Source organism: Sutcliffiella sp. FSL R7-0096 (assembly GCF_038595065.1).
Classification (GTDB): domain Bacteria; phylum Bacillota; class Bacilli; order Bacillales; family Bacillaceae_I; genus Sutcliffiella_A.
The window spans coordinates 4,313,072-4,330,615 of sequence record NZ_CP152003.1; the positions used below are offsets into that span (position 1 = coordinate 4,313,072).

18 protein-coding genes are annotated in these 17,544 nt (G+C 35.0%); 7 read left to right on the forward strand and 11 right to left on the reverse strand.

Annotated elements, in window-relative coordinates; genetic code table 11:
• Positions 1–63: 63 nt before the first annotated feature.
• Together MKY77_RS22080 and MKY77_RS22085 are read right to left on the reverse strand one after the other, a co-directional pair.
• Positions 64–663: a hypothetical protein gene (locus MKY77_RS22080; RefSeq protein ID WP_339147827.1), complete on the reverse strand. Its 600-nt coding sequence runs from the start codon at positions 661–663 to the stop codon at positions 64–66.
• A 188-nt stretch (positions 664–851) separates the two neighbouring features.
• On the reverse strand, positions 852–1,199 hold the full coding sequence (locus MKY77_RS22085) for a VOC family protein (RefSeq protein WP_339147828.1): 348 nt from the start codon (positions 1,197–1,199) through the stop codon (positions 852–854).
• A gap of 490 nt (positions 1,200–1,689) precedes the next feature.
• Between MKY77_RS22085 and MKY77_RS22090 the strand changes: the two genes are divergently transcribed.
• Complete coding sequence (locus MKY77_RS22090) at positions 1,690–3,369, forward strand: ribonuclease J (protein ID WP_339147829.1); 1,680 nt, start codon at positions 1,690–1,692, stop codon at positions 3,367–3,369.
• Positions 3,370–3,532: 163 nt separating this feature from the next.
• Here MKY77_RS22090 and MKY77_RS22095 read toward each other — a convergent pair whose 3' ends face one another.
• Both MKY77_RS22095 and MKY77_RS22100 read right to left on the reverse strand, forming a co-directional pair.
• A complete protein-coding gene (locus tag MKY77_RS22095) occupies positions 3,533–3,985 on the reverse strand; it encodes a hypothetical protein (protein WP_339147830.1) in 453 nt (150 codons plus the stop codon).
• 222 nt (positions 3,986–4,207) lie between these two features.
• Positions 4,208–5,494: an MFS transporter gene (locus tag MKY77_RS22100; RefSeq protein ID WP_339147831.1), complete on the reverse strand. Its 1,287-nt coding sequence runs from the start codon at positions 5,492–5,494 to the stop codon at positions 4,208–4,210.
• 150 nt (positions 5,495–5,644) lie between these two features.
• On the opposite strand from MKY77_RS22100, the gene MKY77_RS22105 reads away from it, so the two are divergent.
• The 3 genes from MKY77_RS22105 (at position 5,645) to MKY77_RS22115 (ending at position 6,858) form a co-directional block, all read left to right on the forward strand.
• Positions 5,645–6,073 carry a CBS domain-containing protein gene (locus MKY77_RS22105; RefSeq protein WP_339147832.1) on the forward strand — a complete coding sequence of 143 codons (429 nt, stop codon included), beginning with the start codon at positions 5,645–5,647 and terminating at the stop codon, positions 6,071–6,073.
• A 95-nt stretch (positions 6,074–6,168) separates the two neighbouring features.
• A complete protein-coding gene (locus MKY77_RS22110) occupies positions 6,169–6,348 on the forward strand; it encodes a hypothetical protein (RefSeq protein WP_342515476.1) in 180 nt (59 codons plus the stop codon).
• A gap of 75 nt (positions 6,349–6,423) precedes the next feature.
• A complete protein-coding gene (locus MKY77_RS22115) occupies positions 6,424–6,858 on the forward strand; it encodes a universal stress protein (protein WP_339147834.1) in 435 nt (144 codons plus the stop codon).
• Between the two features lie 29 nt (positions 6,859–6,887).
• Here MKY77_RS22115 and MKY77_RS22120 read toward each other — a convergent pair whose 3' ends face one another.
• On the reverse strand, positions 6,888–8,342 hold the full coding sequence (locus tag MKY77_RS22120; protein ID WP_339147835.1) for a SulP family inorganic anion transporter: 1,455 nt from the start codon (positions 8,340–8,342) through the stop codon (positions 6,888–6,890).
• Between the two features lie 564 nt (positions 8,343–8,906).
• Here MKY77_RS22120 and MKY77_RS22125 point away from each other — a divergent pair.
• Positions 8,907–10,373, forward strand: a complete 1,467-nt coding sequence (locus tag MKY77_RS22125) for a SulP family inorganic anion transporter (RefSeq protein ID WP_339147836.1) — start codon at positions 8,907–8,909, stop codon at positions 10,371–10,373.
• A 15-nt stretch (positions 10,374–10,388) separates the two neighbouring features.
• Positions 10,389–10,808 (forward strand): universal stress protein, encoded by a 420-nt coding sequence (locus MKY77_RS22130; protein WP_339147837.1) that lies wholly within the window; start codon positions 10,389–10,391, stop codon positions 10,806–10,808.
• A 343-nt stretch (positions 10,809–11,151) separates the two neighbouring features.
• On the opposite strand, the gene MKY77_RS22135 is transcribed toward MKY77_RS22130, so the two are convergent.
• The 3 genes from MKY77_RS22135 to MKY77_RS22145 all read right to left on the reverse strand — a co-directional run bounded on the left by MKY77_RS22135 (position 11,152) and on the right by MKY77_RS22145 (position 13,050).
• Entirely contained in the window at positions 11,152–11,556 is a 405-nt protein-coding gene (locus MKY77_RS22135) for a GNAT family N-acetyltransferase (RefSeq protein WP_339149893.1), read from the reverse strand.
• 167 nt (positions 11,557–11,723) lie between these two features.
• Positions 11,724–11,939: a hypothetical protein gene (locus MKY77_RS22140; protein WP_339147838.1), complete on the reverse strand. Its 216-nt coding sequence runs from the start codon at positions 11,937–11,939 to the stop codon at positions 11,724–11,726.
• A 253-nt stretch (positions 11,940–12,192) separates the two neighbouring features.
• On the reverse strand, positions 12,193–13,050 hold the full coding sequence (locus MKY77_RS22145) for an MBL fold metallo-hydrolase (protein WP_339147839.1): 858 nt from the start codon (positions 13,048–13,050) through the stop codon (positions 12,193–12,195).
• A gap of 473 nt (positions 13,051–13,523) precedes the next feature.
• Between MKY77_RS22145 and MKY77_RS22150 the strand changes: the two genes are divergently transcribed.
• Positions 13,524–13,676, forward strand: coding sequence for a hypothetical protein (locus tag MKY77_RS22150; protein ID WP_339147840.1), 153 nt, complete (start codon positions 13,524–13,526; stop codon positions 13,674–13,676).
• Positions 13,677–13,821: 145 nt separating this feature from the next.
• Here the strand turns inward: MKY77_RS22150 and MKY77_RS22155 are convergent, their stop codons facing one another.
• From MKY77_RS22155 to MKY77_RS22165, 3 genes are read right to left on the reverse strand one after another with little or no spacing between them, the layout of a single operon-like run.
• Positions 13,822–14,208: a DUF6262 family protein gene (locus MKY77_RS22155; protein WP_339146265.1), complete on the reverse strand. Its 387-nt coding sequence runs from the start codon at positions 14,206–14,208 to the stop codon at positions 13,822–13,824.
• A 22-nt stretch (positions 14,209–14,230) separates the two neighbouring features.
• Positions 14,231–16,204: a tyrosine-type recombinase/integrase gene (locus MKY77_RS22160; protein ID WP_339146267.1), complete on the reverse strand. Its 1,974-nt coding sequence runs from the start codon at positions 16,202–16,204 to the stop codon at positions 14,231–14,233.
• Positions 16,188–17,276, reverse strand: a complete 1,089-nt coding sequence (locus MKY77_RS22165) for a tyrosine-type recombinase/integrase (protein WP_339146269.1) — start codon at positions 17,274–17,276, stop codon at positions 16,188–16,190. The genes MKY77_RS22160 and MKY77_RS22165 overlap by 17 nt, the downstream gene beginning before the upstream one ends.
• Positions 17,277–17,544: the final 268 nt, after the last annotated feature.

A 17,544-nucleotide genomic window follows, 5' to 3' on the forward strand; every position in this document is an offset into this window, starting at 1 on the left:
AGCATCCGTTGAATAAATGTATTAAATTCATTTTCAAATGCACCAATTTTTCCTATGCAATATTTATCTTTTTTCATTAACTACATTATGGTAATCAATTTCTAAATAATATATTTCTCTACTTAGAACGTCATAAAAGAAAGGAACAAACTCCAATTCTTTAAAAACATAAACTTCTATTTGTTCAACATTATTTCGATATGCTTCAAATATCCTATGGTTTCCATTAATACAATATGGTTTGTTATTCGTTAAATATCGACTCTGGAGAACCATTACAGGATTTTTATGATTGGGGTTAATCAGATTTGAATCTTTATTTATGTTACCTTGATCAACAGCATCAATCATGTTCGACGGAGAAAATTGTACTGGCTTAATACCCTCTTCTTTAATAAATGAAGTAGCACATTCAATGTCTAAAGCATATTCAAATACACCAGTTGGATACTCTACATATAATGAAAAGGTTTCCTGCCCTATCGGATGAGTAACAGGGTAAATTTCACTACTAAGAGATTGATTTAAAAATCCAGTCCACTTTTTGGCAACCTTAGCCCCATAAACGGATTTTTTCTCCATTTCTTTAATACGTGAAATAAAGTGTTTATAGGGGTTAAAATATTGAGATTCTGTTTCATAAATTTTAATTTTACTATTCATTTACAAATCCACCTTACTCCGTTTTAATTATCTTATTTTTATATACTTTATACATCTTTGCTAATATAAAATGAGCGCTGATCCTTGTTATAGGAAAGCGCCCTTTTATTGAAGATCCTTATTAGTAAACGGTCATCAATAAAGGGAATCTCGTTTAAATAAACAAGTATATTTGATTATCACTAAAATCACTCAAAAAAACATACTTGCAATTTATTACCATCCAAGTCATAAAAGTTGAAGAATTTATTTACACCATCATTATGTAGTTCACTTACACTTACACCCTGCTCCTTCAAATTTTTATACGTTCTTTTAATATCCTTGGAAAAGAATATAGGATAACTCTGATTATCACCAGGGTTAGTATCACCCTTTTCAATTGTTAAAGGTACACTGCTGCCATCCCCAACATTTAAAACTTGATAGCCTTCCCCCTTAAAAGCTACTTTTAATCCTAATAATTCTTGGTACCAATCACTAGATTTCTCAATATCACTAACCCTCAGGCACAATGTGTCAATTCTTTCAATCATGAATAGACCTCCTAAAGAAATTTTTCATCGTTTATCTTGATGCTTTGATAGCTTCTTAAGCCTGAAAACTGCCCGTTTGCTTAATTCCAATTATTTCATAATCTAATAATTCCTACAATATGAAATTCTCTTTGGTCACGACAAGAATGGCGCTGATCCTTGTTCCTGGATCGCGCCCTTTAGCAGAAGACTCGATTTCAAGATAGACTTAAAAGACATTAATTATGATCTTCTCTTATTGCTCCCATTTTGTGTAACAACTTAAGAGTGAATTCACATCCTCTCTAATTGTAGTTATTACAATCTCATATTATTTATTATTACTTTTTTAGACAAATTTTCGCTTATATCATACCTTCAAGTAATGCTTTAAACTCCACTAATAAAGGCTTCCTTTGGTAGAGTTCAATTTGCTTTCCAGTGAGAGTCCTTCTTCAAATCTTACAGTTTATGTTAAACTTAATTTATATTATAGAACGGAGTAGAGCACATGAACAAACAAATGAAAGACCTCGGTATTTTTGCGTTAGGCGGACTCGGTGAAATCGGGAAAAATACATACTGCATAGAGTACAAGGATGAATTGTTGATTATTGACGCAGGTATAAAATTCCCTACGGATGAACTATTCGGAATTGATTATGTCATACCTGATTATACGTATCTAGTTGAAAACCAACACAAAATTAAAGGTATATTTATTACCCATGGGCACGAAGATCATATCGGTGGTATTCCATATTTACTAAAACGAGTTAACATCCCAATTTACGCAGGAAAACTGGCCATCGAATTAATAAAGGAGAGGCTTAAAGAACATGGCCTGGTTCATAAAGCCACTTTTCATGAATTGGCCGAAGGTAAGAATGTGAAGTTTGGACAACTAGAGGTAGATTGTTTCAGAACCACGCATAGTATTCCTGACTCATACGGAATCGTTGTTCACTCACCACTAGGGAATATAGTTCATACAGGAGATTTCAAGTTTGATTTGACCCCCATCGGACCGGTTTCCAATTTAGAGAAAATTGCTGCAGTCGGGAAGGAAGGGGTCTTATGCCTTCTTTCAGACAGTACAAACAGTGAGATTCCGGGCTACTCATTATCAGAATCTAAAATTAAAAAGACCATTCATGAACTATTCGGACAAATACAAGGAAGAATCATCTTTGCAACGTTTGCATCCAATATGTATCGGTTTCAGCAGGCGATTGATGCTGCCGTCTTACATAACAGAAAAATAATTATTCTAGGCAGAAGCTTATTGAAGGCTGTAAAAATAGGAAGCAAATTAGGGTATTTGAAAATTCCCGATAAAACATTGATTGAAGCTTCAAAAGTGAACCATTATCCCGATGATCAGATTCTCGTAATCTGTACAGGTAGCCAGGGTGAACCATTTGCTGCACTATCAAGAATTGCGTATCACAAGCACCCTCAGCTCGCCATAAAAAAGCATGATACGATCATATTCTCGTCCTCACCAATACCAGGGAACACATTGAGCATTAATAAAATTATTAATCAACTTAGCCGTTCCGGTGCACATATTTTACACCACCGTCTAAAGGCAATCCATACATCAGGTCATGGGGCCCAGGAAGAATTAAAACTGATGCTTACCCTTTTGAAGCCTAAATTTTTCGTTCCTATACATGGCGAATATAAGATGTTGAAGCAACATGTAAAGTTGGCACAGGATTGTGGTATCCCGGCCGAGAATTCTTATCTTTTAGATAACGGAATGGTACTTGAAATTGCTGATGAACATGCGTCCGTTTCCAGGTCAGTTCCAGCCAATGCGGTATATGTGGATGGAGAGGGTATTGGAGATATTGGGACGATTGTTCTTCGTGATCGACAGAGATTCTCCCAATCTGGTGTCTTACTTGTCGTAGTGGCAATAAATTTTCGAATAAAAAAAATCGTTTCAGGTCCTGAGATTATTTCCAGAGGATTTGTATTCATAAGAGAATCCGATGATTTAATCAGAAAAATAAAGGATTTGGCCCATACAATAACAACGGAATCACTTGCATCCAAAAACAACAGATGGATTGACCTCCGCACTGATATAGCAGAGAAAGTGGAACCTTTTGTATATAAAGCTACGGGAAGAAGGCCAATGATTCTTCCAGTTATTTATGATATTTCAAAAACAAGTAACTGATACAGTGTGTGATGATATTGCAAGAATAAAGGAACTTCAATATATGAATGAAGTTCCTTTTCTTGTTAAATCAAATTTTGGGAGTTTCAGTTTATTAATAATCACTCCTATCTTTCTATTGCACATAAATCCATTTTCAACCATTACTTTATAATAGCATTTTTCAAACTTGATGCTTTTTATTTTTGTCACGTTGTTCCTTTAAAATCTTTTGTAAGTTTTCATTAGTATTTAGTAGTTCATGTAATTTTTCTTCTTCAGCTTTTTTCATTTTCCATTCCATTTGCTTTTTTCTACCCTCAAGCTCCTCTTCATAGATTCTTTCCAATTTTTCAATTGAAAAATCCCATGACTCTCCAGGATAGTGACTTCTTGAAGGTGTATAACCTGGTAACTTAGGAGTAACCAGAGTTACATACAAATCTGAGGATTTAAATTGAAAATCGTATTTTTCCTTTAGTATATTAATATTTTCTTTACTCCCCTCCTCGCATAATGTTAATACCTCAAGCACTTCATCCCAATATAGGTTTAAGTCAGTAGGTGAATCATAGTAATTAATTGATGTTGTAACGATTTCCCTTGTTCGCACGCCTGGTTTAAACCATCCAAACATGTAGTTATTCCTCCTTAGTAATTTCGGCTATTCACCCTATACTATTCTTAACAAAACAAATTAAGAATATTTGTGCTGCCACATAGAGTCAAAGAGAATTAATTACTAATGGAGTTTTTACAGGAAAAACTGAGTGATATTATAAGAGTAATAACTTGATAAGTTACAGTTTTCAACAAACTTCGAATTAGGTGAAAAGTAGAAATAACCACACTGTATTGCTTATGAAACCTTTTTATGAACCAAAACCCTATCTTTATTTGGTTTCCTTGCTACAACCGCGAAGACCATTCCGATTAGTGGAAATAGCATCATAAGATAAAGTATTTCTTGATATCCACCATAAAAATCATAGGCAAGAGCAAATGGCAGTGGGCCAAATGCCGAACCGATTACCATAACAGTGGAGGAAACACCTTTAATGCTTCCAATATTGGCTCTTCCAAAATAGTTCGGCCAAATAATTCCTAAACTTATGGCTTCAAACCCTCCAACAACTCCTCGAGCAATTCCAAACAAGATAGCAGTGTAATAGGAATCTGTGCTCACAAGTAAAAACATTATTCCAATCTGCCCAAAAAACACCAAGGCAATGATGTAATTGACTTTTATTTTTTCGACAGCAAAGCCTGCAATAAAGGTAAAAGGAAATGATACAATCGCCATCAGGCTCAGAATAAATGCTGCTTCTGTTCGTCCGATATTGCTTTCAGCCATGATTGGGACAAAGTGAAAAACAATACCTGTATTCACCATGGATGGGACGGCAACACAAAAGAGCAATAACCAAAATTGCTTGGTTTTCATAGCTTCCTTTACTGTCCATGCTTCTTCAAATATGGAAGGACGATTACTGGCTTCATTCTGCAACTCATTTAGTGCAACATTGTCAGGAAAAAGACCGACATCTTCCGGTTTGTTACGAATAAAAAAATAGGCCAAAGGAAGAAATACTCCTAACAGTAATCCACCCCAAACGAACCAAGAAATCTGCCATCCAAATTGGTCAATTAACCAAGCATTCGCTGGAGGTAAGGCAGCTGCACTGATAAAACTTCCAAAAGCCAAAAAACTCATGGCTCTTCCTCTCTTAATAACGAACCACTGAGGAATGAGCGTGCCTGGTATCAGGGTTAAAGATCCTTGACCGAAAAGTCTTAACAGGAAGAATCCTATAAACAACATAACTGGTCCCAATAGGAATGCATTAAAGATGCAAGCGATTCCCAACATCGCTGCAACAAATACTGTCATACGTCTTTGGCCGAATCTATCTACAAATCTCCCAATCACAAAGAGCAGAAATCCTGCAAAAAGGGTGGCAAAAAGGTACATGGTTGATACTAAGGTACTACTCCACCCGAAATGCTCAAGATAAGCAGTGATAAAGATGGAAATAGAATATGTCTGACCCGGACCTGAAAAAAAGACCGACATTGCTGCCATTGCAACAATAACCCAACCATAATAAAAAGGTGGAGTGAAGGGCAATTTAGTTGATTGATTCATTGTTCTCACCTACACATTTATTTCGATTCCCTAAACATTCCCATTAAACTATAACAGATATACAAAATATCGTAAACGAAATTTATGTATAAACACACATGAATAAAATACATCCTGAAGGAAAAAGTAGAAAATAAAGGAGGAATGACAATGACGCAAACATTAAACAACATTATGGCAAAAAACATTATAACAATTGAGGCAACACAAAGTGTAAAGGAGGCTGCCGCATTAATGCAGCAGCATAATATAGGATCGATTCCGGTTATCCAAAATGGGCAATTAGCTGGCATCATCACCGACAGGGATATAACGATCCGAACTACTTCTCAAGGTTTGGATGCCAATACCCCTGTCTCTTCCTGTATGTCCTCAAACATTGTTGCTGGAAACAGCTCCATGAGCGTTCATGAAGCAGCCCAATTAATGGCTCAGAATCAGATTAGAAGGCTTCCGGTAGTTGAAAACAACCAAATTGTCGGTATGGTTGCTTTAGGTGACCTTGCGACCATTCAGGAATATCAAAATGAAGCCGGACAAGCTTTAACCAATATTTCTGTTCATGATAACCTCCGATAAAATTTGCGGGTAGAGTGCAATCATCTGCCCATACATACCAATATTGCAGAATAGTCAGTTAATTGTTATAATAAAGAAAACGCTTCCAAAATCATATGAATGGGAAAGGTGATGCTGTTGTTATGATGGATTATCAATACAGACGACGAGCTTTTCAGAACCTACATGTGGAACAAGAAGAAGCAAAAAAGGAATTTCAAATACAAATAAAAAAGGGTAAATCATTGCTTGCATCCGTCGCTGCATGGTTTTCGTTTTTTCATCACACTTCATAGGAGCGAATCGCTCCTTTTTATTTTGCAGTCTTTTCTCGCTTAACTGTATAATTGGCTTAGGGGGGATTATTCTCGATGAAAAAAATTCTTGTTGCTCTTGATGGATCCAAACATGCTCAAAACGCAGCCATTCATGCAGCTGATCTAGTGAAACAAATGAAGAATTCCTCATTGACCATTGTTCATGTGGTCGAAGAAGCTCCACCAAAAGATAAATTACTGTTAGCTAATTTTGACGTGGAACAAGTCTTAAGAAATGATGCATATGAAAAGCTATTACAGACAATCCGCATATTCAAGGAAAATGAGGTGGATTTTCACCTGGAGGTTGCAATTGGGGAAGCCGCAGAGGAGATTGTAAGACTGGCCATCGATCAGAACTTTGATTTAATCGTGATGGGGAGCAGAGGATTGGGCACGTTCGGTGAAGTGATATTCGGCAGTGTTAGTCATCAGGTTCTTCATGATGCCCACTGCCCTGTAATGGTCGTAAAACAAGAAAAAGGATGAGGGTCAAAATCCCTCATCCTTTTTCTCTATTAATGCCCTGACGGTGCAGATAGACCAATTTTATTTACTAATGCTTCACTTTCCGGATTCAGTCCGACAATGCTCACACTCTTACCTAACTTTTGATATTTCAATACCGTTTTTGCAATGGCTGTTACTGCTGATTGGTCCCAGACATGCGTGTTACTGAAGTCAATAACCACTTCTTTTGGGTCATTGTTATAATCAAAAAGTTCTACAAAGTGGCTCATCGTTCCAAAGAACATTTGTCCAGAAATGTGATAATATACTTTATTTTCTCTTAATGTCATTGTTGCTTTAATTTTGGCCATTTTCCATCCGAAGATCAAGGCACTTAAAACAACCCCTGCTGCCACACCTTTTGCCAAATCATGCGTGTAAACAACAATTGCTACTGTTACAATCATAACAACTGCATCTGCACGAGGAATCTTGTGCAGTTCACGAATAGATTGCCAGTCGAACGTACCAATTGCTACCATGAACATTACACCTACAAGTGCTGCCATAGGAATTTGCACGACAATATCTCCAAGAACCATAATGAGGAATAATAAGAACACTCCGGCAACCATGGAAGAAAGCCTTCCCCTACCACCAGATTTAACATTAATCACCGATTGACCAATCATTGCACAACCAGCCATACCACCGAAGAATCCAGTAATGACATTGGCAATACCTTGACCCTTCATCTCACGGTTTTTATCACTTTTGGTTTCTGTCATCTCATCAACGATTGTTGCTGTTAATAAAGATTCTAAATTACCTACAATCGCTAGAGTAAATGCGTAAGGTAAAACAATCATAAATGTTTCCCAAGAAAGTTCAACCATCGGAATGTTGAAAATAGGAAGGGCTCTAGTAATCTCCCCTTGATCTCCAACAGTACTTAAGCCAAAACCTCCACCAAAGATGGCAATTGCAGTGATTACAGCAATCGCAAACAAAGCAGATGGAATAGCTTTAGTAAATCGAGGTAAAATATAGATGATAGCTAGTGTAGCTGCTACAAAAGCATACATTACCCAAGTTGCACCAACAAATTGCTCCAATTGAGCCATAAAGATAAGAATTGCTAGTGCATTAACAAAACCGATAATGACTGCCTGTGGTAAGAAAGACAAATACTTACCTAGCTTGAATATCCCCATCAGTATCTGAATGATACCTGTCAGGATTGTTGCAGCAAAAAGATACTGCACACCATGATCGGCAACTAATGTAATCATCAGTAATGCCATGGCTCCAGTTGCTGCAGAAATCATTCCTGGTCGTCCACCTGTAAACGCAATTATTACTGCGATACAGAAAGAAGCATATAAGCCTACCATCGGGTCCACACCTGCAATGATAGAAAATGCGATTGCTTCTGGAATGAGGGCTAATGCTACGGTCATACCGGCAAGTACGTCTCCGCGTACATTACCGAACCATTCTTGTTTTAAGTTTGCTACGTTCATAGCACACCTCTTTCTATAATATTTAGTTGTTGACTTTCTACTCTCAAGAAAGTCGGGTCCGTTTGCAACAGAATGAATCATAACACAGAATAAAATGTCTGCAAATCTCCCTGAAAACGCAAACAATAAGAAATAGCTCTTTCATTCTTCCCCTTACTTCATTTTCCTCGATATTTCGTATGAACTTCAAAAAAATACAAATAGGCCCGGTACCAGCGTTCGGGTAACCAGGGGAAAAGTAAATTCTTTTATCCGTAAAGTCCTAACTTTCAGGGCTTTTTTTATATGTCAATTTTCGATAAAATTAGGAAGTTTGCAGCAACAGATTAAGTCTTCTGCTCCAATTTCATCACGAACAAGCTTAAACTCAACCATTCGTTTCCATCTGGTTCTGTTACCCACAACTTATCTTGTACTAAATCACAATCGTGCCCTTCGGAGCAACACTATTAAGAAATTCAAATATGCAATTTAGAAAATATTGGTGGCTGGGTATCACTTTCCTTTTAACATTTAATCTACTTTCACTATTCATGAATTTATCTTATTTGCAAATAATAATTCATGAAAGGAGGAGGTATCTTGGAGAACACTAATTATTTTCACTCATGGTTTGGAAATATTAAAGGGGATATACTTTCTGGTATCGTCGTAGCATTAGCCTTAATACCAGAGGCAATTGCTTTCTCCATAATAGCGGGAGTAGATCCTATGGTAGGATTATATGCTTCTTTTACAATTGCTGTTGTCATTGCATTTGTCGGTGGTAGACCTGGAATGATTTCAGGTGCAACTGGAGCAATGGCCTTGTTATTTATTCACTTAGTTGCAGAGCATGGATATCAGTATTTATTGGCAGCAACCATATTAACAGGGGTCTTACAAATTATCTTTGGTGTGCTAAAACTAGCTCGATATATGAAGTTTATTCCACGTTCTGTGATGGTGGGATTTGTTAATGCATTAGCAGTATTAATTTTTATGGCACAATTGGAGCATTTTATAGGTGAAACTTGGATTATGTTTGTATTAGTAGCCTTGACCCTTGGTATTATTTACTTGTTTCCTTATCTAAATAAAACCATTCCCTCTACTTTAGTCGCAATTATTACAGTAACAACGATCGCAATCTTTAGTAATACTGGTGTCCGGACAGTTGGGGATATGGGAACTATTTCTAAAACCCTGCCTTCCTTTTTCATTCCAGACATTCCCCTATCTATAGAAACTTTGATGATTATCCTCCCTTACTCACTTGCTCTTGCTTTAGTAGGTATATTAGAGTCCTTGTTGACTGCCTCTATCGTGGATGATATGACGGATACTGGAAGTAATAAAAATTCCGAAAGTAATGGACAAGGTATTGCCAATATTATTACAGGATTCTTTGGAGGAATGGCAGGTTGTGCAATGATTGGTCAATCGATTATTAATGTAAGTTCTGGAGGCAGAGGAAGATTATCCTCCTTGTTTTCTGGTATTTTCCTCATGTTTCTAATCGTTGTACTGGGAGACATCGTTGTTCAAATTCCGATGGCCGCATTAGCTGGAGTGATGATAATGGTAGCTATAAGTACGTTTGACTGGAATTCAATAAAAACCTTACACCTTATTCCAAGAACTGACGCTGTGGTAATGGTAGTAACCGTTCTAACCGTAATATTTACTCACAATCTTGCCATTGGTGTTTTTACTGGGATACTTTTAAGTGCCATATTCTTCGTTTCTAAGATTTCAAAAGTTCGTGTAGAAAGCACTCTTGATGGGAATAAAAGAATATATAAATTAACAGGTCAGTTGTTTTTCGCGTCTGTTACAGAATTATTAACTAAATTTGATTATAAAGAAGATGTTTCGGCAGTAGAGATCAACTTGAGAAGATCGCATTTATGGGACGACTCTGCCATTGCTGCTATTGACAAAATTGTTAATAAATTCGAGGAAAGTGGCAAACAAGTAATCCTAACGGGGTTAAACGAGGATAGTTCTGAATTAGTTGAGAAATTAACCAATAAACTAGGTTCACACTAAGCAAGGAGGCGTAAGATGTTTCATAAAATATTACTTGCATCAGATGGATCAGAACATTCAAAAAGAGCAGCTGAAAAGGCAATAGAAGTTGCTAAATGTAGCAAAGATTCTTTATTAGAAATTGTGTATGTTATTGACGGAGATCAAGCTAAATCTGACGTTTTACAGAATTGGAACACAGCAGATTTGGATGACAAAAGAACGAAAAAAATTAGATGGGTAGAGCAGAAAGCAAAAGAATCAAATATTACTTTTAATGTGAAGACACTTAGTGGAGAGCCGGGACCCTCTATTGTAAAACATGCTAACGAATACGATTTTGATTTAGTAGTTATAGGAAGCAGAGGGCTTAATACACTTCAAGAATTCGTATTAGGGAGCGTAAGTCATAAGGTTGCAAAGAGAGCACAATGCCCCGTTATGATTGTGAAATAAAACAATCTTTATAGCTATTGTTGGGTTATAAAAAAGTTTGATTAAAAACACGTCCTATTATGTTGAATTTCCAAATATAAAAGAGCCTGCTTTTGAAAAAAGATGTAGCTTTGAAATAAAATTTGAGCAAAAATACCTCGAAATCCTTATTTTACGATAAATAAGAAGAATCCATTTTGAAAAAAGATTGATCAAAAAGGATTCTTCTTTAGTAGATTTAAGTTTGGTTTTTATAAAAATGCTTGATCATTTTCTACCTGTGTTGCTCCACAATTTCGCCCGATTGCTGAAGAACTAAAATCCTAAATTAGAGCTTCCAAAATGGAATAGCTGCTATTTCATTTCAACTTCCAGATTGCTTTTTATAATTCCTTAAAATCATACCATTTGTCTTTATCATACCAAACTTATCATAATAGGGAACCAAGTCATCGTCACAACATAAATCAATCATGTATATGTCATCAAGTTCTTTTAGCATACGATTTACTAGTTCTTTACCTATCCCTTTATTTTTGTACTCTGGTAACACCTCAAGGAGTGGAATATAGGCAGATAGAACACCGTCGCTAATCGCGGTAATAAATCCAATTACTTGATCTGTATTATCATCTAACCCAATAACTACTTTACTGCTATTTTTCAGCAGTTTTAAGTGAGTTTCTAGTTTTGGTGGATTAGGCCAATTAACAAAAAAACCTTTTAACATATCTGAAGAAATACCATCGAGTGAATTCTTGTATATCATCATATATCAGCTCCCAATTTTTAATAACTTATTAGACAGATGATATATCAAAAGTAAAGTAACAAAAATATGACCCCCAAGTCTTCTAAGAAATACTTAATTATTCAATTCACATTTAAGAATTCCTACCACTGGCTCGATAAATGCGCCCGTTTGCTGAAAAATATTTAATGAAGTCCATGTTTTAATATTTGATCCCTGATAACCTCGTTACCAAATGTGAACCAAAATAAAAGCAGCAATACTATTACTCCCATCACCAGACTAAACCAAGCAAAATATTTATTTTCCCTATTTATCATAGGATATAGAACAATTAGTAATGACCCAAATGCAAGAGTAATTACTACCGATAGTTGTCCTGTTAGTGTTTCAAATACCATTTAAACTGCCTCCGCTTCTAATATTATTTCAAGTTAAATAATTCTACCCGATTACTTCATACCAATTATTTCATAATCTAAGAATTCCTACATTAAGTTATTTATCGTCTTGGTCCATATAAAAACGAGCGCTGATCCTTGTTCCTGGATCGCGCCCGATAGTTGAATAAGGTAAAGGCGATCCTTCAATTAGAAGAATCGCCCCTATATTATGTTTGCTGTTAACTTATTGGTGCAAATTTTAGTTAGAAATTCATTTACTTAATTGTGATTTAATTATTTGGTCATTCACAAAGGCTTTTATAAAGAAATGTTCATTTGAATTGGGAGTTCTATTATTCTCCCTTTCAAAGCGTTCAATGGCTTTATCAATTGATGTAGAATCTGTGGCTTTGCTGGTAGAGATAAGTTCCTTCCAATACAGATTCATTTCTTCTAAGTCACAAATAGACTCATGTCCAAGTATGAAGTAATTAGCATCATACTTTTGAATATCTTCGATCATAGACAATAAAAGCGATTGTTTGTAATGAAATAAAGAATTTGTTGTTGTTCCATAAGCACTATCACCTAAAAAAAGAACTTTATCGTCAGGAATATAAATAATGGTTGAATCTTCACTATGCGTTCCCTTTATTGTTTCTAGGACACAAATCTTGTTTCCTAGATCAATAGTTAGGGATTTTTCAAATATAATATCCGCAGAGTTTAACCTAAAGGAATCCCTCAAGGGTATTTCATTTATTATGATTTCCATACATTTAGAAGAGATCCTATTAGACTCTACATATTTGTGAAGGGAATCATCATCAAAAGAATAGCTTTGCCACTCTTCTAGTATTTGATTTGTAAGGCTATTAACTATGATTGTAGCACCAAATTCATTCAGCCCTAAGATATGGTCCCAATGTCCATGAGTTACAATCAAATATTTAACTGGAGGCAGATTTAAAGCCTCAATTTCCTTTAAAAAGTCTTGTGCATGCTGGACTGAATTTCCAGAGTCTATTACAAGACTAAATTTATCTCCACAAACCAACCCTAAAGTTGGTCTTTCTTTAATATCATCGTTTGATAAATAATAAATAGATGGGGTAATTTTATTTAGCATGTTATTTCTCCTCTTTTAATTATTTTTGAGAAATGAGAAAATCTACATGCTCGGTTAAATTGTATAGATTTTCTCAGATTATTTTTTTACCATTGGACTTTACCTCCTTTGTCTAAGAACATTCAGATAATAACACAATAATACTCTAACATACTTTACCAATCGATGGATGATTTATTTACCAACTTTTTCAAGGACTCTTCTTATGAGATAACTCTAGGGTAATGTCAGCCTTCCTAAACTTCTCCCTCTAACCTATTTTTTTGCAAACTATCCAATTAGTTAAAATTAGCGCTAATCCTTATTCAAGGATTGCGCCCTATAGTGTAATAAGGAAATAAATAATTTAGTGTAGATTGTCTTCGAACTCATTTAATAGCCTAATTGAACCTTAAATATTGTAAATACTTGGTATAAGTGATAACTTGTATAGACATAGTGTTGCTTTTCCTATGTAAAGGAGGAAATACACTATGATTAGTAATGCTGAACGCTTACTATTTATTAGAGGACTTGGACGTTTACAAAAAGATTTCAAAAAATGTAGCGATAACCCCGTGCGTAACGCTATTCATCAAGACATTCTTCTACTTCGAAAGACATTATCTATAACTGCTAGAAATTAGCAGTTTTTTTAATGTATAGTATGTAGTCAACTTCACAGATATGAGTTGCTCCACAATCGGGCCATTATATATAGTATCATGGTAAAAAATGAGGTTCGATCGAACCTCATTCTATGTTTACATGTTAATAAAGATATGGTTTATTTTAATTGATTTCCTTATAAATTGCGGCCCAATCGACCTTTAATTGTTCCTTCAATTTCTTATTTTCTTCTTCGAGATGCATCATTTTCTTTCGAAGTGATGCAATTATCACATCTTTAGAATGGTCTGTCATGTTTCGTTTTACTTGATTCGGTGAATCTAATTTTTCTTCTTGTTTTCTTAATGTTTCAATTCTCGACCTGATATCGCTGTGTTTATATAAAAATGGTTTTGATACCCCTGATTTTGCTGATACAGAATTAAAATTTATCTTTTCTTTATGTTTAATCATTTCTTTAATGGTACTTTCAACCTTTTGCTTTGCTTTTTGCTGTTTTTCTTCGATACTTCGAAGAAGTGGTTGAGTATTTGGGTTTATATTTGCCATTGTATTTCATCTCTTTCTATATTCAGTTTCTCAATTCTCTTCTTGTTTTAGGAAGTCCATAAATCCCACCATTTTTTATTATTCCATCTCTAATTTCTTTATACTTTTTCAATTTTGGCTGAATAATTTCAATTGATCTATTTCTACCTGATTTTTGATATATCTCAATATCAGATTCCATTTTAAGAATTTGGTCGTTATAGAAATCTAGAAACGTCAGATCTACATGGAAACTGCGGCAATTGTTTTTTATACATGGTGGTTCTAAAGTTTGTTCCAAAAAGTCACAATTATTTTTGGGGCTTTTAATACACAAACCGTGATCTAATCGAATGGAATCCAAATTGTGGCGGAGCCATTCTAACTCTAATCCATTTTCGTCTGCTTGTTTTTCTATACTAGTAGCGATAATTTTGCCACCTGGATTTAATCTTACAGCCCCATTACTTGTGGCTTTTTCCCATTCTTTTCGAAGGGTTGTATCATGAATCTGGGCGTATACCAGTGTCATTTCAGGGCTCACATGAGCCATCAGCTTTTGTACATGTAAAATGTTCATACCGTTATTAATAAGGTTTACTCCATAACGATGTCTAAATGCATGTGCTTTACATCGATAGATATCTCCGTTTTCATCCATTATATTATTTTCAATAGCTAGTTTATTTAAATTATTTACTACATTGTCACGCGAAATGGGCTGTCCTTTTCTTGTACCATGATAGGTTGGAAATAAATAATTTAATGGATTTGTTTCTGAAGTCGATTTTTCCCTTGTTAATTTTTGTTGGGAAAGCACAACCTTAGCTATTTCTTCCGAAATTGGGACCCGATGATTTTTCCCCTTTACTTTACGCTGATCTCCGGTAATCCACCAACCATCTTCTCTTTGAATCAAGCAATCTACTTTCAAAGAACACACATCTGAAATTCTAAAGCCTGATGTCTCTAACAATATTACAACCGGAATAATCTCCTGCGGCAGTTTTCCCATGTGATCAATGATCTGATTCCAAACAAAATCAGATATGTATTTAATTTCGTTAGATGCCTTTGGAGGTAGTCTAGGTTTATCTTCAGGTACAATTAGGATTCCTACAGGCTTTTTGGGAGCTTCATCCCATTCATATCTTTGAATATATACAATAAACGTTTCTAGTACAGATAATGAGCGATGGATGTGATTCTCAGTAGGGGGTTGACCTTTGTGAACGCTATCTCCACCCATTGGAGAGGTTCGCAAATAATGCATAAATTCCTCGATATCTCTCCTACTTAATGAGGTTAAGTCTTGCCAGTTTGGATACTTTTTATAAATATATTTAAAGAATTCTTGCAGCTTTGCCATGGTTTGTATGCCAGAACCCCAGCTTAAACTTTCTTGTATTAGAACACGTTTTTCGATATATCTTTTTGCCAAGTTTTGAAAAGGTCTTGGTACAGAAGTGAAATTTAAAGTGTACCCGCAATTACTGTTATTATAGTCAATACCTAGTTTTCGAACATCCCAAATATCTTTCTCTGTTTCCTTCCGTTGATCATACCAGTCAAAGAAAAATGAATAAATTCGGTTGTATAACTGGAGGTAGCCTTTTACTGTTAAGTCGCTTTTCCCATGTTCAAAAAGATAGGTTTTATAGTGAATTGAAAATTTCCCGTAAGGGATGTCTAGAATAGAACCAATATCAGAATAGAATCTGAAAATAAAATCTTGCAATTTATTAAATGCAGTAGAATTACTCCATACTGTTGCCATATTTATTTCTAAATTAGTCAACCGACTGAAGAAATAATATTTAAATTCATTTCTAATTCTTGGATTCAATGTTTCCTCAAATTTAATTATTGGGCTTTTTATTATTATTTCTTTTTTGTAAAGGGGACAATCTAATGCATCCCATTCTTCGTTTTCCCAATACCCACTTAACTCTTGTAAAATTTGCTCATATCTTACAGCTCTAGCTTGTTGTTCAGTTGCTTTATTTAATAAAATCATTCTTGTCACCTTTCATCTTGTCATGTGCTTTCTGCCACTCTTTTCGTATAGTGACATCGGTGGGATGAACATAAGTCTTAATTGTTGTTTGAACGTTCGAATGACCCAACAACTTTTGGATTATCGATATTTCTACCCCTTGTTCATGAAGCTCAGTGGCATAAGTATGCCTTAACATATGGGGGGTAATATCAATCTGGGTTTTCTTTCTTATACGTTTAATTACATCGAAAGCTGCTTGATAATTTAATGGTTCTCCCTTATTAGGACCAGTTAGATTTATAAATACATGATTGGTATCCGCGTCATGATAATCAATTAGGTAATCTTGAAAAACATTCATTGTATCGCCAGATACATATACTCTTCTTCCTTTGCCGTTTACAGTTTTAGATTCTCGTACTTGAATGGAGGTAGAGCCAATATCAAAGTCCTCGATCCATAAAGATAATGCCTCTCCAATTCTAAGACCGCCTTCATACAAAATTCGAACCAATAAAGCATCTCGAATATTGCTACACGCATCATGAATAGATTGAACCTGATCTTTTGTAAGTGTTAAAACCTCTCTCCGAGGTTCTTTAATTTTTAAAATGTTTTTATCAAGTGGCTTCCCCTTTGATATATGATGTAGAAAGGGTTTGAACGATCGGTAATTCCCAATCACTTGCTTCTTTGTTTTTTCTGATAGATCTTTTTCATAATCTTCAATTCGCATTAAATAATCGTAGAAACTCTGAACGCAAGTCACCATAGTATTAACTGTTCGCTCAGATCTCCTTGCTTTTGTTTGTTGAAATTGAATTACTTTAGTAGATTGATTAGGACTTCTTAGCCAAGATACATACTCCGCCAGAAGGTTAAGATCCACTTCCTTGTACTCTTTTTCTTTTTCGTTTAAAAATTGAAAGTAAAACTTTAAATAATGACAGTATGACTTTAAGGTATTTTCGGCCTTTCCAATGTTATCTAGATATTTAAGAAACCTTAAAACTGGACCGACAGGTTTGTTATCTCCATCAATAAGCAAATATCTTTTTCTGTCATTAATTAAAACCTCTTGCACTTTCATTAACATCACCTCCAAAAACAATAGTGATGTATTTTTGTTTCTCTTTCTATGAAAACTATGTTTACTATATTTATCTACTATATATATGTTGTAAATAAAGAAACAAAAAGGGCGTAGTAATTAACGTTATTAACGTTAATTACTACGCCCTGGTATACTACATATAATGGCCCGTTTGTTGAATACTATATGATTGAAATCAGTATATTTTTTTATAATAAAACTTTTCCTTTGAAGAAAGAACACTGCATTTTTAGCTATACCTTTA

What these genes read in the sequence shown, in the direction of transcription:
- MKY77_RS22080 (WP_339147827.1), bottom strand. Translation starts at nt 663, where the DNA reads ATGAATAGTAAAATTAAAATTTATGAAACAGAATCTCAATATTTTAAC.
- MKY77_RS22085 (WP_339147828.1), bottom strand. Translation starts at nt 1,199, where the DNA reads ATGATTGAAAGAATTGACACATTGTGCCTGAGGGTTAGTGATATTGAG.
- MKY77_RS22090 (WP_339147829.1), top strand. Translation starts at nt 1,690, where the DNA reads ATGAACAAACAAATGAAAGACCTCGGTATTTTTGCGTTAGGCGGACTC.
- MKY77_RS22095 (WP_339147830.1), bottom strand. Translation starts at nt 3,985, where the DNA reads ATGTTTGGATGGTTTAAACCAGGCGTGCGAACAAGGGAAATCGTTACA.
- MKY77_RS22100 (WP_339147831.1), bottom strand. Translation starts at nt 5,494, where the DNA reads ATGAATCAATCAACTAAATTGCCCTTCACTCCACCTTTTTATTATGGT.
- MKY77_RS22105 (WP_339147832.1), top strand. Translation starts at nt 5,645, where the DNA reads ATGACGCAAACATTAAACAACATTATGGCAAAAAACATTATAACAATT.
- MKY77_RS22110 (WP_342515476.1), top strand. Translation starts at nt 6,169, where the DNA reads ATGAATGGGAAAGGTGATGCTGTTGTTATGATGGATTATCAATACAGA.
- MKY77_RS22115 (WP_339147834.1), top strand. Translation starts at nt 6,424, where the DNA reads ATGAAAAAAATTCTTGTTGCTCTTGATGGATCCAAACATGCTCAAAAC.
- MKY77_RS22120 (WP_339147835.1), bottom strand. Translation starts at nt 8,342, where the DNA reads ATGAACGTAGCAAACTTAAAACAAGAATGGTTCGGTAATGTACGCGGA.
- MKY77_RS22125 (WP_339147836.1), top strand. Translation starts at nt 8,907, where the DNA reads ATGAAAGGAGGAGGTATCTTGGAGAACACTAATTATTTTCACTCATGG.
- MKY77_RS22130 (WP_339147837.1), top strand. Translation starts at nt 10,389, where the DNA reads ATGTTTCATAAAATATTACTTGCATCAGATGGATCAGAACATTCAAAA.
- MKY77_RS22135 (WP_339149893.1), bottom strand. Translation starts at nt 11,556, where the DNA reads ATGATATACAAGAATTCACTCGATGGTATTTCTTCAGATATGTTAAAA.
- MKY77_RS22140 (WP_339147838.1), bottom strand. Translation starts at nt 11,939, where the DNA reads ATGGTATTTGAAACACTAACAGGACAACTATCGGTAGTAATTACTCTT.
- MKY77_RS22145 (WP_339147839.1), bottom strand. Translation starts at nt 13,050, where the DNA reads ATGCTAAATAAAATTACCCCATCTATTTATTATTTATCAAACGATGAT.
- MKY77_RS22150 (WP_339147840.1), top strand. Translation starts at nt 13,524, where the DNA reads ATGATTAGTAATGCTGAACGCTTACTATTTATTAGAGGACTTGGACGT.
- MKY77_RS22155 (WP_339146265.1), bottom strand. Translation starts at nt 14,208, where the DNA reads ATGGCAAATATAAACCCAAATACTCAACCACTTCTTCGAAGTATCGAA.
- MKY77_RS22160 (WP_339146267.1), bottom strand. Translation starts at nt 16,204, where the DNA reads ATGATTTTATTAAATAAAGCAACTGAACAACAAGCTAGAGCTGTAAGA.
- MKY77_RS22165 (WP_339146269.1), bottom strand. Translation starts at nt 17,276, where the DNA reads ATGAAAGTGCAAGAGGTTTTAATTAATGACAGAAAAAGATATTTGCTT.